The 14,773-nt window shown below is 62.3% G+C and carries 16 protein-coding genes; 10 read left to right on the forward strand and 6 right to left on the reverse strand.

Annotation, left to right across the window (positions count from 1 at the left end):
* Positions 1 to 84 precede the first annotated feature (84 nt).
* The 3 genes from ACLBKR_RS05060 to ACLBKR_RS05070 all read left to right on the forward strand — a co-directional run bounded on the left by ACLBKR_RS05060 (position 85) and on the right by ACLBKR_RS05070 (position 2,156).
* Complete coding sequence (locus ACLBKR_RS05060; protein ID WP_113338653.1) at positions 85 to 942, forward strand: AraC family transcriptional regulator; 858 nt, start codon at positions 85 to 87, stop codon at positions 940 to 942.
* Positions 943 to 1,155: 213 nt separating this feature from the next.
* Entirely contained in the window at positions 1,156 to 1,857 is a 702-nt protein-coding gene (locus ACLBKR_RS05065; RefSeq protein WP_113338654.1) for an AzlC family ABC transporter permease, read from the forward strand.
* Positions 1,854 to 2,156 carry an AzlD domain-containing protein gene (locus tag ACLBKR_RS05070; protein WP_112827331.1) on the forward strand — a complete coding sequence of 101 codons (303 nt, stop codon included), beginning with the start codon at positions 1,854 to 1,856 and terminating at the stop codon, positions 2,154 to 2,156. Before ACLBKR_RS05065 ends, ACLBKR_RS05070 begins: the two co-directional genes overlap by 4 nt.
* Positions 2,157 to 2,292: 136 nt before the next feature.
* Here ACLBKR_RS05070 and ACLBKR_RS05075 read toward each other — a convergent pair whose 3' ends face one another.
* The 6 genes from ACLBKR_RS05075 to ACLBKR_RS05100 form a co-directional block, all read right to left on the reverse strand.
* Complete coding sequence (locus ACLBKR_RS05075) at positions 2,293 to 3,789, reverse strand: replicative DNA helicase (protein WP_112827330.1); 1,497 nt, start codon at positions 3,787 to 3,789, stop codon at positions 2,293 to 2,295.
* Between the two features lie 434 nt (positions 3,790 to 4,223).
* Positions 4,224 to 4,799, reverse strand: coding sequence for a 50S ribosomal protein L9 (gene rplI / locus ACLBKR_RS05080; protein WP_113338655.1), 576 nt, complete (start codon positions 4,797 to 4,799; stop codon positions 4,224 to 4,226).
* 24 nt (positions 4,800 to 4,823) lie between these two features.
* A complete protein-coding gene (locus ACLBKR_RS05085) occupies positions 4,824 to 5,750 on the reverse strand; it encodes a DUF2232 domain-containing protein (RefSeq protein WP_414901736.1) in 927 nt (308 codons plus the stop codon).
* A gap of 246 nt (positions 5,751 to 5,996) precedes the next feature.
* Positions 5,997 to 6,245: a 30S ribosomal protein S18 gene (gene rpsR, locus ACLBKR_RS05090; protein ID WP_112827327.1), complete on the reverse strand. Its 249-nt coding sequence runs from the start codon at positions 6,243 to 6,245 to the stop codon at positions 5,997 to 5,999.
* A 12-nt stretch (positions 6,246 to 6,257) separates the two neighbouring features.
* Positions 6,258 to 6,683 (reverse strand): 30S ribosomal protein S6, encoded by a 426-nt coding sequence (gene rpsF, locus ACLBKR_RS05095; protein WP_112827326.1) that lies wholly within the window; start codon positions 6,681 to 6,683, stop codon positions 6,258 to 6,260.
* A gap of 301 nt (positions 6,684 to 6,984) precedes the next feature.
* Positions 6,985 to 8,028, reverse strand: a complete 1,044-nt coding sequence (locus ACLBKR_RS05100) for an aldo/keto reductase (protein ID WP_414900871.1) — start codon at positions 8,026 to 8,028, stop codon at positions 6,985 to 6,987.
* Between the two features lie 217 nt (positions 8,029 to 8,245).
* Between ACLBKR_RS05100 and fabD the strand changes: the two genes are divergently transcribed.
* From fabD to gmk, 7 genes are all read left to right on the forward strand, one after another.
* Positions 8,246 to 9,190, forward strand: a complete 945-nt coding sequence (gene fabD / locus ACLBKR_RS05105) for an ACP S-malonyltransferase (protein ID WP_113444111.1) — start codon at positions 8,246 to 8,248, stop codon at positions 9,188 to 9,190.
* A 33-nt stretch (positions 9,191 to 9,223) separates the two neighbouring features.
* Positions 9,224 to 9,961 (forward strand): 3-oxoacyl-[acyl-carrier-protein] reductase, encoded by a 738-nt coding sequence (fabG, locus tag ACLBKR_RS05110; protein WP_112827323.1) that lies wholly within the window; start codon positions 9,224 to 9,226, stop codon positions 9,959 to 9,961.
* 282 nt (positions 9,962 to 10,243) lie between these two features.
* A complete protein-coding gene (locus tag ACLBKR_RS05115) occupies positions 10,244 to 10,480 on the forward strand; it encodes an acyl carrier protein (RefSeq protein WP_099059947.1) in 237 nt (78 codons plus the stop codon).
* 118 nt (positions 10,481 to 10,598) lie between these two features.
* Complete coding sequence (gene fabF / locus ACLBKR_RS05120) at positions 10,599 to 11,858, forward strand: beta-ketoacyl-ACP synthase II (RefSeq protein WP_112827322.1); 1,260 nt, start codon at positions 10,599 to 10,601, stop codon at positions 11,856 to 11,858.
* A gap of 124 nt (positions 11,859 to 11,982) precedes the next feature.
* Positions 11,983 to 13,200 carry an endolytic transglycosylase MltG gene (gene mltG / locus ACLBKR_RS05125; RefSeq protein ID WP_113448836.1) on the forward strand — a complete coding sequence of 406 codons (1,218 nt, stop codon included), beginning with the start codon at positions 11,983 to 11,985 and terminating at the stop codon, positions 13,198 to 13,200.
* Between the two features lie 25 nt (positions 13,201 to 13,225).
* A complete protein-coding gene (locus ACLBKR_RS05130; protein ID WP_414900875.1) occupies positions 13,226 to 14,116 on the forward strand; it encodes a YicC/YloC family endoribonuclease in 891 nt (296 codons plus the stop codon).
* Positions 14,117 to 14,118: 2 nt separating this feature from the next.
* Positions 14,119 to 14,766, forward strand: coding sequence for a guanylate kinase (gmk, locus tag ACLBKR_RS05135; protein ID WP_112827473.1), 648 nt, complete (start codon positions 14,119 to 14,121; stop codon positions 14,764 to 14,766).
* Positions 14,767 to 14,773: the final 7 nt, after the last annotated feature.

Consider the following 14,773-nt stretch of genomic DNA (forward strand, 5'->3'; position numbering starts at 1 on the left):
GAAAAGCGCATGTCTGTTGAGGGATGCGGCGAGCCTATCACTTTTCTTCAAGACTGGAACGGCCGGAGGCGCTAATATTTGGCGATGCACAATATCTCTCAGGCACAGGCCGTCAGCGATATGCCGCTGTCGAAGATCGAGACGACGCGCTTCTGGCGGGACGGACGATTTCGCGACATGGAATGCCTGAGCGCCACGTTTCAGACCCATGAATATGCGCCGCATTCCCACGAGACCTTTTCGATCGGCGCAATTGAGGCCGGAAGCCAGATCGCACGTATCCGTGGCAGCAGGGAAGAGACAGGTCCGGGTCACCTCTATCTGATTAACCCGGAAGTCGTGCACGATGGCGTGCCGGGAGAAAGCGGCTATCGCTACCGCATGATCTATCCCGCAGAAGCCTTGTTTCGTGAGGTTCTGGAAGACGTGACGGGCAAGGCCTGTCGCGCCACTCCCGCCTTCGCCCGGGAACTGCCGCAGGACGGGGAACTCGCGCAGGCCTTTCACGAAGCTCACCGCGCGCTGGAGGAAAAGTCCGGCGCGCTCGAGGCGGAGGAGGGGATGTTCCGGGTCCTTGCCGCCGTCTTTGCCCGCTACGGCAGTCATAACCTCGCACCGATCGACACGCGCGAACGCACTGCCGTATCGCGTGCGCGCGATTATCTCATCGCCAATTTTGCGACCGATGTCGGGCTTGAAGAGCTGGCCGAGGTCGCCGGGCTGTCGAGGGCGCATCTCATCCGGGCTTTTCGCAAGGAGTTCCATATCACGCCCCATGCTTTCCTGACCGATGTCCGCGTCCGTCAGGCGCGCATGCTGCTCCGGCTCGGACGTCCGATTGCAGAGGTCGCCTTCGACTGCGGCTTTGCCGATCAGGCCCATTTCAGCAGGCATTTCAAATCTCGCATCGGTGTTACACCCGGCCAATTCCGTGTTGCCTGACACACTGCAAAAGGCCTGGGCGAGCGGTCGTGCCGCTTCGGACCGGCCGTTTCCGCGATGAAGCGGCGAAGAAAGCCCGGCCGCTGATGCGGCACACTCTCGCCATTCTCCCGATCCCTCATTCGCCGCCTTTGCGCCCGGCGATCACTTTCCTTCAAGATCCGGTGGACCCGAAGCCCTATCCATGCAGGGAGATTCTGCAGGGGAGACAGCATGACATCCTCGCTACGCCAGGAATTCCGGCAAGGCTTTCACTCCATCTTGCCGCTCACCGTCGCGGTCGTGCCGATCGGCCTCGTCTTCGGCGCCGTCGCTGCGACCAAGGGGCTTTCGCCGATGGAAGCCATGCTGATGAGCGCGCTGGTTTTCGCAGGCGGTTCGCAATTCGTCGCGATGGACATCTGGACCCATCCGGCGAACATCGCCGCACTTGGCGCGGGAGCCCTGCTCGTCAACATCCGGCACGTGCTGATGGGCACCTCGATCTCGCGCCATATGGCAGGCTTCAGCCCTTGGCAGAAGGCGATGTCCATGCTCCTCCTCGCTGACGAAATCTGGGCCGTCGCCGAATTTCGTGCCCGTCGGCAGCGGCTGACGCCGGCCTGGTTTTTCGGCGCCGCCTTGCCCTTCTATGCGACATGGGTGCTGTCAGGGCTGTTCGGCGCGCTTGTGGGGCGCCTGGTCGGAGATCCGGCGGTAATCGCCATGGACTTCGCCTTTCCGGCCGTCTTTGTCATCCTGATTGCCGGCTTCTGGCGCGGGAGCCGCACGGGCCCGATCCTCGTCGGGAGTGCGGTATCCGCCCTGCTGGTCCATCGTCTTGCACCGGGCGTCTGGTATATCCTCGGCGGCGCACTCGGGGGCGTCGCCGTGGCCGCCATAGCGTCGTTGCGGGAGCGGGAGGTCCGGGCATGACGGTCGACCCCACGACCTTGTTTGCCATCCTCGCGATGGCCGCCGCCACCATGTCCACACGTCTGGCAGGCCTTCTCGTCGGCCGGTTCCTGAAGCTCTCGCGGACAACGGAGGAAATCCTCGGCGCCATCCCGCCCTCGGTTCTGATGGCAGTGGTGGCACCGACGGCCTTTGCCACAGGCTGGGCCGAAACCATCGGATGCGCCATCGTGGCAGTCGCCGCCACCCGCCTGCCGCTCCTTCCGGCGGCCGCAAGCGGCGTGGTCACGGTCGCGTTGCTGAGGGCGTTCGGCTTCTAGAGTCATTCCCGCAAAAACGCGAAGCGGGTTCGCGTCCGGAAATCCGTGAGAACAAAGAGAGAGCATGGAAGGCGACTTCGTTATCGCCGGAAATGTTCTTGCAAAAGAAAAGGGCGCCTGCGGGCGCCCTTCGATCTCAAGGCTCTTCGTACTGGATGAAGGTCGGGTCGGCGAGGTCGGCAAAGCGGGTGAACTCGGCCTGGAAGGCGAGTTTCACGGTGCCGGTCGGTCCGTGGCGCTGCTTGGCGATGATGACGTCCGCCGTGCCCTTGACCTTCTCCATCTGGGCTTCCCACTCGGCATATTTCGGATCGGCGGGGTCGCGCGGTTCCATGTTCTTCACATAGTATTCCTCGCGGAACACGAAGAGCACCACGTCGGCGTCCTGTTCGATCGAGCCCGATTCACGCAGGTCGGAGAGCTGTGGGCGCTTGTCGTCGCGGCTTTCCACCTGACGGGAAAGCTGGGAGAGCGCGATGATCGGCACGTTCAGTTCCTTGCCGAGCGCCTTCAGGCCCGTGGTGATGGCGGTGATTTCCTGAACGCGGTTCTCGCCGGCCTTTCCGGTGCCGGTCATCAGCTGAACGTAGTCGACCACCAGGCAGTCGAGACCGCGCTGGCGCTTCAGTCGGCGCGCGCGCGCCGCAAGCTGGGCAATCGAGATGCCGCCGGTCTGGTCGATGAAGAGAGGCACCTTCTGCATGGTCTGCGAGAAGCCGACCAGCTTTTCGAATTCGTGTTCGGTAATGTCGCCGCGGCGGATCTTGGAGGAGGAGACTTCCGTCTGCTCGGACATGATACGGGTGGCAAGCTGCTCGGACGACATTTCGAGCGAGTAGAAGCCGACGACGCCGCCATTCTTGGCCTTGAAGGAGCCGTCCGGCATGATCTCCGGCTCATAAGCCGCCGCGATGTTCCAGGCGATGTTGGTTGCGAGCGAGGTTTTACCCATGCCGGGACGTCCGGCGAGAATAATAAGGTCGGAGCGCTGGAGGCCGCCCATTTTGGAGTCGAGCGACATGATGCCTGTCGATATGCCGGAGAGGTTTCCGTCGCGTTCGAAGGCAGCTCCCGCCATGTCGACGGCGAGCGCCACGGCGTCGTTGAACGACTGGAAGCCGCCGTCATAGCGGCCGTTCTCGGCAAGCGCGAAGAGACGCCGTTCCGTGTCCTCGATCTGCGCCTGCGGCGGCATGTCGAGCGGGGCGTCATAGGCGATGTTGACGACATCCTCGCCGATGGTAATCAGCGCGCGGCGGAGTGCAAGATCGTAGATCGCGCGGCCATAGTCCTCGGCATTGATGATAGTCACGGCTTCAGAGGCAAGACGGGCGAGATACTGCGCCACCGTCAGGTCGCCGACCTTTTCCTCTGATGGCAGGAAGGTCTTGATGGTGACCGGGTTGGCCGTCTTGCCCATGCGGATGATTTCCGAGGCGACCTCGAAGATCTTGCGGTGCAACGGTTCGTAAAGATGCTCCGCCTTCAGGAAGTCCGAGACACGGTAATAGGCATCGTTGTTGACGAGGATTGCGCCGAGCAGTGCCTGCTCGGCCTCGATATTGTTGGGAGCCTCCCGGTAAAGCGGCTCGGCCGGCTTGATGGGAGCAATCTTGCGCGCAGCGTCGTTCATCGCGGGCTACCGTCTTTTCTTTTCGAAACGTCGATCAACAAAAAAACCGGTTTGTCGGCTGCCTGTCCAAGAGTCAACGACATCACGGCAACACGTGGGCGCAAAGCGCCGATCGCGCGCCATCGGGGCGGTTGTCCCTCTTATCCACAGGCGAGGGAAAATCAGCACGCGAACGGCGGATTCTCCTTGCGTCGCCCGGGACGCGAATCAGCACGACCTAGCGACGAATATAACCCGCAAAAGGATCGGCCAGGCGGAAATTTCAAGGCCGCATTCTCATGAGATGCCGGTTGGGAAGTTGTGTCGTTCGGCAGTCGACTTCTCCCGATGGCGCGATGACGGGCAGCCCCCGAATTTGTCTTCGTTGCCACCCAAAAGAAAACGCCCGGTCCGCAAGGACCGGGCGTTTCGCAATGCCCTGAAGGGCCGATTGCTTATTCTTCGTCGCCGTCGCGGTCTGCATCCGGATCGAAGAAGTCTTCCGGACGCAGCGCGTCTTCGTCAACGCCGTAGATGGCGTCGGCCGAGGTAAGGCTTTCGCCCTTGGCCTGACGCTCGGCTTCTTCGGTGGAGCGGGCAACGTTGACTTCGATCGAGATCTCGACCTCGGCATGCAGGTGCATCGTCACCTTGTGCAGGCCGATGGCCTTGATCGGGTGGTTGAGCTCGACCTGGTTGCGGGCAATGTTGAAGCCTTCGGCAGCCAGCGTGTCGACGATGTCGCGGGCGGCAACCGAACCGTAGAGCTGGCCGGTTTCGCCAGCAGCGCGGACGATGATGAAGGACTTGCCGTCGAGAACTTCGGCAACCTTCTGGGCTTCCGACTTGCGCTCGAGGTTACGGGCTTCGAGCGTTGCGCGCTCGGATTCGAAACGGGCCTTGTTGGCCGCGTTGGCGCGAAGAGCCTTGCCGAGCGGCAGCAGGTAGTTACGGGCAAAGCCGTCGCGGACCTTTACGGTTTCGCCCATCTGGCCGAGCTTGGCGATGCGTTCGAGAAGGATGACTTCCATTGCATTGTTCCTTTCAGTTTGAGTTCACGAATCGGGATTGTCTGGGCCGGAGCCGGAGGCCGCCGGTGTAAGGGCCACGGTCCGCCTTGTGTCGGCGAGACCGAGAATGAGAACGATGAAGGCCGGCAGGGCCAGCAGCATCGAGAGATAGACGAGGACCAGCACCGGTGCGCGCCAGTCCTTGCCGCGGGTACGCAGATGCAGCGACGCGAAGCCGCTGATCAGGAAGCCCGCGCCGAAAGTGCCGCAGAGCGTCGCCCCGATCAGGGCCGGCGTACCGCCCGCGAAACAGCCGAGAATGCCGGCCAGAAACACGAAGAGCGCATTGCGGTTCATTCTGAGTGCCGACGGAATGTCTTCCCTCGGACGCAAGGCGCGGCCGGAGGCGGAGACGATCCGAATGGCGATGTAATAGGCGGCGAACAGCATCATCACCCACATGCCGCCCTGGACGACCGGGACGGTGATGACGAAGAGCCGCTTCACCTGTTCGACGGCGGCCGGCTCCATCGCCATGGAGGGGTCCTGTTCCGTCATGGTGGAGACCATCACGTCGATCAGCTGGTTGGTCAGTTCCGGGCCATAGCCGATCATGATACCGAGAAAGATGACCGCGAGCGCAACGAGCGCGCAAAGGTGCAGCAGGATATCGGAGAGCGGGTACCAGGCCATCAGGTTCGCCGGTCCGCCGATTTCGGAGGCCGGGCGGGCGAGGTTGGCGAGATGGCCGAGCCATCCGGCGGGCAGCAGCGTGAAGATTGCCATCATCAGCGCAAACAGCGGCGAGATGGCGACAGCACCGATAACGCCGGCGACGGCGATCGCGACGATGGCCGCGAGATTGCCCCAGCCGAGGCCCACGATCAGAATGGGCAGCGCCGATGCGGCATAAAGAATGGCGGAAAGGGACGGCTGTGCATTCGCGCCCAGCACCAGCAGGGCGGCGGTCATACCGGCGATGATGCCGGTCAGCAGCAATTGTCCATTCACCTGTTTCACGTTCGCTGTCCTGCTACATCAAGCAGTTAGGGGAAAATCCGGACTCAGAAACTGAGCGCCGTGCCCCAACATGGGATTTCACCCGAAGACGCTGAGACTTCGCTCGAAGTCCGGCTCTTCCGGCATGGGTTCCGATCCGCGCCCAACGCGGAAGGGAGATCGACCCGCCGACATTTGTCAGCGGGTCGAAAAAGCGAATTAAGCGACGACGTAGGGCAGCAGGCCGAGGAAGCGGGCGCGCTTGATCGCCTGGGCGAGTTCGCGCTGCTTCTTCTGGGAAACGGCCGTGATGCGGGACGGAACGATCTTGCCGCGCTCGGAAATGTAGCGCTGCAGGAGACGAACGTCCTTGTAGTCGATCTTCGGAGCGTTGGCGCCGGAGAAGGGGCACGTCTTGCGACGGCGGTGGAACGGGCGGCGTGCCGGGGAGGAAGAAACGTCAGCCATTGTCATATCTCCTTATGCACGGTCTTCGCGCGGACGGCGCGGACCACGGTCGCCGAAACCACCTTCGCGGCGCGGGCCACGATCGTCGCCTTCGCGGCGCGGACGGTCGTCGCGGTCGCGCTTCTGCATCATCGCGGACGGGCCTTCTTCATGGGCTTCGACGGCGATGGTCATGTAACGAAGAACGTCTTCGTTGATGCGCATCTGGCGCTCCATCTCGTGGACGGCCGGTGCCGGAGCATCGATGTCCATGAGGGCGTAGTGAGCCTTGCGGTTCTTCTTGATGCGGTACGTCAGGGACTTGAGGCCCCAGTTCTCGATGCGCCCGACCTTGCCGCCGTTAGCTTCGATGACGCCCTTGTACTGTTCGACGAGGGCATCAACCTGCTGAGCGGACATATCCTGCCGGGCAAGGAATACATGTTCGTAAAGAGCCATGGTAAGCTTGCCTTTCTTGCGGTTGTCATCACCCGGGATCCGGCGCTAAGCCTCAACGACTGCTCCTGATTGGGTTTCCCCAAGGCAAGAAAAGCGTTTGATCGAGACGGTCGAGAGCGGAGACACGGGAGGCCGGAACCCCTTGGGTTCCTGCGGCGATCTTGCGAAAGCCTGCCCTCCGTTCAGCCACCAGCCATGAGACCGGGTGTTGTGAACAGCGCGCTTATACGCATTTTTGCCGGGAAGGCAAGCGGGCAGGGCGTAAAACCTCTCCGCCCACCATCGAAGGTCGGTTTTCGCCTCAGATCGGAGCGGGATATTGCCGACGGATGGCGACGATTTCCTTCATGATCTCGTCGGAAAGCGTGAGGTCGGCTGCGCCGATATCCGTTTTCAACTGCTCCATCGATGTCGCGCCGATGATGACGGAGGCCATGAACGGGCGTGTCAGGCAGAAGGCGAGCGCCATCTGGGCCGGATCGATGCCGTGCTTTTGGGCAATGTCGACATAAGCGCGGACCGCCGGTTCCTGCAGCGGCTGCAGTCGTCCGCCGAGGTCGCCGTTGATGGCGCCGCGGGAGCCGGCCGGTTTCTGGCCGCCGAGATACTTGCCGGTGAGAAGACCGGCGGCGAGCGGCGAATAGGCAAGCAGGCCGACATCCTCGTGATGCGAGAGTTCCGCCATGTCGAGATCGAAATGGCGGTAGAGGAGGCTGTATTCGTTCTGCACGGTGGCGACGCGGGGCAGGCCGCGCTCGGCGGCGAGCGACAGGTATTTCTGCGTGCCCCAGGTCGTCTCGTTCGAGAGCCCGATCGCTCGGATCTTGCCGGCCTTGACGCACTCGTCGAGCGCTTCCAGCTTTTCGATCATGTCGGCGATGGTGCGTTCGCGATCCTGATGAAAGGGGTCGTATTTCCACGCCTGGCGGAAATGGAAATGCCCGCGATTGGGCCAGTGGATCTGATAGAGGTCGATATAGTCGGTCTGGAGACGCCGGAGGCTAGCGTCGACGGCTTCGCGGATGGTGGCGCCATTGATCGGGCGGCCCCCGCGGATATAGGAGCGGCCCGCTCCGGCCACCTTGGTGGCGAGAACGACATCCTTGCGCTTGCCGGTTCTTGCGAACCACCGGCCGATGAAGGTCTCCGTCAGCGTATAGGTCTCCGGCGACAGCGGCGTCGTAGGATAGAGTTCTGCGGTGTCGAAGAAGTTGACGCCGTGTTCCAGCGCGTAATCCATCTGCTCGAAGGCTTCTGCTTCGCTGTTCTGGGAACCCCAGGTCATCGTGCCCAGGCAGATTTCGGAAACGGAAATACCGGTGCGGCCAAGTTGTCTGTGCTTCATGAAAATGGTCTCGGACGGTGGGAGGGGGAAGGAAAGAGGAGGGACGGCCCCGCGCAAATCTAGGACGGTTTTGCTGCGGCGCAAGCCCAAACAGGAGGTCGATGAAGTCTGTGGCCTATGGGGCGTTCAGGGCGCGCGGACTTGACTCATGCGGCAAGAACGTCAATTGGAAAGGAAAAACGAAGGGTAAACACCCGATCCGAGGAAGGATAACCCTATGACTTTGGCATTTACGTTTCCGGGCCAGGGCAGCCAGGCCGTCGGCATGGGCAAGGAACTTGCCGATACATATCCGGAGGCGAAGGCCGTATTCGAAGAGGTCGACGAGGCGCTGGGCGAAAAGCTTTCCGCGGTCATGTTCGACGGGCCGGAAGACAAGCTGACGCTGACCGCCAATGCCCAGCCGGCGCTGATGGCCGTGTCCATGGCCGTCATCCGCGTGCTCGAGGCACGTGGCCTCGACCTCAAGGCCAAGGTCTCCTATGTCGCCGGCCATTCGCTCGGCGAATATTCCGCTCTCTGCGCCGCCGGCACGTTCTCGCTTGCCGACACCGCCCGGCTTCTGCGCATTCGCGGCAACGCCATGCAGGCGGCAGTTCCTGTCGGCGAAGGCGCGATGGCGGCGATCATCGGCCTGGAACACGGCGATGTCGAAGCGGTCTGCAAGGATGCATCCGCGCTTGGCTCCTGCCAGATCGCCAACGACAACGGCGGCGGCCAGCTTGTCATTTCCGGCGCCAGGGCTGCCGTCGAGAAGGCCGCAGCACTTGCGAGCGAAAAGGGCGCCAAGCGCGCCATCATGCTGCCGGTTTCCGCGCCCTTCCATTCCGCCCTCATGGCACCCGCCGCCGACGCCATGCGCGAGGCGCTTGCCGGCGTTGAAAAGAAGAACCCCGTCGTGCCGCTGATCGCCAATGTGCGCGCTGCCCCCGTCACCGATGCCAACGAGATCGCCGCTCTGCTCGTCGAGCAGGTCACGGGCCAGGTGCGCTGGCGCGAGACGGTCGAGTGGTTCGGCAAGAACGGCGTCACGACGCTTTATGAGCTGGGTTCGGGCAAGGTCCTGACGGGACTTGCCCGCCGCATCGACAAGAATGTCACGGGCGTAGCCGTCAATACGCCGGCCGACATCGATGCCGCGCTTGCGGCACTCCTCGGCTGACATCCGGAACCATCAGAACAAGGAACTCGCATCATGTTTGACCTGACCGGCCGCAAGGCACTCGTCACCGGTGCAACCGGCGGCATCGGCGAAGAGATCGCCCGTCTCTTGCATGCGCGCGGCGCAACCGTCGGCCTGCACGGCACCCGCGTCGAGAAGCTGGAGGCGCTGGCCGCCGAACTCGGCGAGCGTGTCAAGATCTTCCCGGCCAACCTTTCGGATCGCGACGAGGTCAAGGCTCTCGGCGAGAAGGCCGAGGCTGAACTCGAAGGCGTCGATATTCTCGTCAACAATGCCGGTATCACCAAGGACGGCCTTTTCGTCCGCATGAGCGATGCCGACTGGGACAGCGTGCTGGAGGTCAACCTGACGGCCGTCTTCCGCCTGACGCGCGAATTGACCCATCCGATGATGCGCCGCCGCTACGGCCGCATCATCAACATCACCTCGGTCGTTGGCGTCACCGGCAATCCGGGCCAGGCCAACTACTGCGCATCCAAGGCGGGCATGATCGGCTTTTCGAAGTCGCTCGCCCAGGAAATCGCCACCCGTAACGTGACGGTCAACTGCGTTGCCCCGGGCTTCATCGAGAGCGCCATGACGGGAAAGCTCAACGACAAGCAGAAGGAAGCCATCATGGGTGCGATCCCGATGAAGCGCATGGGAACGGGTGCGGAAGTCGCGTCTGCCGTTCTCTATCTGGCGTCGTCGGAAGCGTCCTACATGACCGGCCAGACTTTGCATGTGAACGGCGGCATGGCGATGATCTGATGTTGCATCGCGTCGTTAAGCGGCGACATGCAATTGTATGTTGACCAATTGGCGACGGCGATTTTCAGGCTTTGCGCGGAACTTAAACCGTGTTAAGCGGGCCATGACTGTGAACAGTCGCCCGGTTTTGAAGGGAAACGGCTATGCGCCTGATCGCATGGCGGCTTCGAAAGACAGGGCAGAACAAATTTGTCGGCTGGTATAGAAAGAGCCGCCGACGAAAGGCAGGGCAGGGACGCCATCACGGCGACCCTTGAGATAAAGAAGGTCGAGGAAACCGACATGAGCGATATCGCAGAACGCGTTAAGAAAATTGTTGTTGATCATCTCGGCGTAGACGCTGAAAAGGTTGTTGAAGGCGCGAGCTTCATCGACGATCTGGGCGCGGACTCGCTCGATACCGTCGAACTAGTCATGGCCTTCGAAGAAGAATTCGGCGTCGAAATCCCGGACGATGCCGCTGACTCGATCCTGACCGTCGGCGACGCGGTCAAGTTCATCGAGAAGGCTCAGTCCTGATCGATCATCGTCATTGCGGGAAGGCTCTCAGGAGCGTTGATCCCGCTGAGGCCCGCAGACAGCGGGCCTTACTGTATTCAAATGGCATCGGCTGCAAGAGTGGGGTGGGCTACGGACGATGAGACGTGTCGTTATCACCGGTACCGGCATGGTATCTCCTCTGGGATGTGGAACGGAACTGGCCTGGTCGCGCCTTCTGGCTGGTCAGAGCGGCGCGCGCCGCGTGACCGAATTCGAGGTCGAGGACCTGCCGGCGAAGATCGCCTGCCGCATCCCGACCGGCGAAGGCGAGGGCACCTTCAATCCCGACGATTGGATGGAAGCCAAGGAACAGCGCAAGGTCGACCACTTCATCATCTATGCGATCGCGGCGGCCGACATGGCGCTTGCGGATGCCGGCTGGCATCCGAAGACCGATGACGACCAGTGCGCCACCGGCGTGCTGATCGGTTCCGGCATCGGCGGCATCGAGGGCATCGTCGAGGCGGGCTTCATCCTGCGCGACAAGGGTCCCCGTCGTCTTTCCCCGTTTTTCATTCCGGGCCGCCTGATTAATCTAGCATCCGGCCAGGTATCGATCCGCCACAAGCTGCGCGGTCCCAACCATTCCGTGGTCACGGCCTGCTCGACCGGCGCACATGCCATCGGCGACGCGGCGCGGCTGATTGCGCTCGGCGATGCCGACGTGATGGTCGCCGGCGGCACGGAATCGCCGATCAGCCGCATTTCGCTCGCCGGTTTCGCCGCCTGCAAGGCGCTGTCGACCCAGCACAACGACGATCCGACCCGCGCCTCCCGTCCCTATGACAAGGATCGCGACGGCTTCGTCATGGGCGAAGGTGCCGGCATCGTCGTGCTGGAGGAGCTTGAGCACGCCAAGGCGCGTGGCGCCAAGATCTACGCCGAAGTGGTCGGTTACGGTCTCTCCGGCGACGCCTTCCACATAACGGCCCCGTCGGAAGACGGCGACGGTGCCTTCCGTTGCATGACCATGGCGCTGAAGCGTGCCGGTCTGAAGCCCTCGGACATTGACTATATCAATGCTCACGGCACCTCGACCATGGCTGATACCATCGAGCTCGGCGCAGTCGAGCGTCTGGTCGGTGACGCGGCATCCAAGATTTCGATGTCCTCCACGAAGTCGGCCATCGGCCATCTTCTCGGTGCTGCCGGCGCGGTCGAGGCGATCTTCGCCACGCTCGCGATCCGCGACAATGTCGCTCCGCCGACGCTGAACCTCGACAATCCCGATGTCGAGACGGCCATCGACCTCGTGCCGCACAAGGCCCGCAAGCGGGACATCAACGTGGCGCTGTCCAATTCCTTTGGCTTCGGCGGTACCAACGCCTCGCTGGTCCTTCGCCGCTACGAAGGTTGAGCGGTCGCCGGGATCGCCAGGGCCGATATGAGAGAGGCCGTCCCGGCGCGGGGCGGCGCCTTACCTGTATTTTGCCGCATTGCTTGGCCAGATAGCAGCGATACCGAACTGAAGAGGATTGCCGGTGAGCGACAATAGCCAGAACAGCGGTGTTTCCTTCGGCCGCGACACAGACGTCCAGCCGAAAGGTCCGATCATCCCGAAGTCGCCCAATGAAGCGCTTCGGCCTGAGCGCGTGCCCGCCCCGCCGCGCCGTTCGCGCAAGGCCCGCAGCCAGCTTGTCATCTTCCTGAACTTCATCATGACCATGGCGGTCGCCGTCTGCATCGCGGCCGTCGCCGGTTTCTACTATGTCATGTCCGCTTATCAGGATCGGGGACCGCTGACGGTGAATACCAATTTCGTCGTGCGCAACGGTGCCGGCACATCCGAGATCGGAAATAGCCTGGAGCGCAACGGCATCGTCAGCGATGGCCGTATTTTCCGTTACGTTTCCGATATCTATCTGGAGGATGGCGAGACGCTGAAAGCCGGCGAATACGAGATCAAGGCGGGTGCTTCGATGAAGGAGATCATGGAGCTCCTGAAATCCGGCAAATCCATCCTCTATTCGGTGTCCTTGCCCGAAGGCCTGACCGTCCAGCAGATGTTCCGCAAGCTTGCCGAGGATACGGTTCTCGAAGGCGATCTGCCGGCGGAACTGCCTGCCGAGGGGACTTTGCGACCCGATACCTACAAATATTCGCGCGGCACGAAGCGCACGGAGATTGTCAACCAGATGCTGGCGGCTCAGGAAAAGCTCGTGGACCAGATCTGGGAACGCCGCGATCCGGACCTGCCGCTCAAGACGAAGGAAGAATTCGTAATCCTCGCGTCCATCGTCGAGAAGGAAACCGGCAAGGACGACGAACGCGCCCATGTCGCTTCCGTCTTCATCAATCGCTTGACCAAGGGCATGCGCCTGCAATCCGACCCGACCATCGTCTACGGCCTGTTCGGCGGTGAGGGCAAGCCCGCGGACCGACCGATATTCCAGTCGGATCTGCAGAAGGAAACGCCCTACAACACCTATCTTATCAAGGGGCTTCCGCCGGGGCCGATCGCCAATCCCGGCCGCGCCGCGCTGGAAGCAGTCGCGCATCCGTGGAAGACGGCCGATCTCTACTTCGTGGCCGATGGAACCGGCGGGCATGTCTTTGCTCCGACGCTTGAGGAACACAACGCCAATGTCAGGCGCTGGCGCAAGCTGGAGGCGGAGAAGGGCTCCGATCCGAATATAGCGGTGGATGGCCAGCCCGAAGGCGAGCAGGAACCTGCGGCCTCAAAGAAGAAAAAGAACTGATACGGACAGCCGGGGGTAAACTGCTATGGCGCTGCAATCCATGACCGGCTTCGCCCGCGCCGAAGGAACGAGCGGGCGATATCGCTGGGCCTGGGAGCTGCGCTCGGTCAACGGCAAGGGTCTCGATATCCGCATGCGGCTTCCGCAGGGCATGGAGGGTTTCGAGACGGAGATCCGGCGGTTGCTCGGTCAATATCTTACCCGCGGCAATATACAGGTCGGCCTCTCGGTTTCGGTCAGCGAAAACCGGATGGAGGCGGCGCTGAACCGTGATGCGCTGGATGCCGTGCTGCGTTTGCGCGACGAACTCGGCATGGACCTCGTCGACCCAGCGCCGCTGCGCCTCGACGCGCTTCTTTCCATTCGTGGCCTGGTCGATTTTCGCGAAGCCCAGGACGATGAAAAGGCCCTGTCCGCCAGGGATGCGGATATCCTTTCCGGCCTGGAGCAGGCGGTGCGTGCGCTATGCGACATGCGGATGACCGAGGGCGACGCGCTCTGTCGCGTGCTCTCGGATCATGTCGCGAACATCGAGGAGCTTGCCCTCAAGGTCGAAGCCGATCCATCCCGGCAGCCGGAGGAGATTGCCCGCAAGCTGGAAACCCAGCTCGCGGCCCTCCTCGAAGCGTCCCCCTCGCTCGACCGCGACCGGCTTCATGCCGAGGCGGCGCTTCTGGCGACCAAGGCGGACCTGCGCGAAGAGATCGACCGGCTGAAGGCCCATGTCACCGCCGCGCGCGATCTGCTTGCCATGGGCGGTCCGATCGGCCGCAAGCTCGATTTTCTTGCGCAGGAATTCAACCGCGAATCGAATACCATCTGTTCCAAGTCGAATGCGGTGGCCGTTACCGCCGCCGGCATCGAGTTGAAGGTTGTCATCGACCAGTTCCGCGAACAGGTCCAGAATCTGGAATGACCATGGCCGAAGAGAAAAGAAACGCCGTTCCGATTGCCCGCCGGGGCCTGATGCTGGTCATCTCCTCGCCTTCCGGCGCCGGAAAATCGACCATCGCCCGAACCCTTCTGGAGAAGGACCGGCAGATCGGTCTTTCCGTCAGCGTAACCACCAGGCAGCGCCGGCAGAGCGAGATTGAGGGTGTGCACTATCACTTCGTCTCCCAGAGGGAGTTCGAACGCCTGAGGGATTCTGATGCCTTGCTCGAATGGGCGACCGTGCACGGCAACTCCTACGGAACGCCACGGGAGCCGGTCGAGCAGGCAATGTCCGAAGGCCGCGACATGCTGTTCGACATCGACTGGCAGGGGGCCCAGCAGCTTCAGGAGAAGATGAAGGCGGATGTGGTCTCGATCTTCATTCTTCCCCCGACGATGGAGGAGCTGCAGTCGCGCCTGCACCGCCGCGCCGAGGATACGGAAGAAGTCATCCAGACCCGGCTCGCCAATTCCAGGGCAGAGATATCCCACTGGCGGGAATACGACTACGTCATCGTGAATGACGACCTGCAGGCCGCCTTCGATGCCGTGCAGTCGATCGTCAAGGCCGAGAGGCTGCGTCGCGACCGTCGCCACGGACTGTTCGATTTCGTCGAGGGATTGGTCCAGTAGGGCTGCC

Origin of the sequence: Paenirhizobium cremeum, from assembly GCF_047553425.1 — a bacterium.
Classification (GTDB): domain Bacteria; phylum Pseudomonadota; class Alphaproteobacteria; order Rhizobiales; family Rhizobiaceae; genus Allorhizobium; species Allorhizobium cremeum.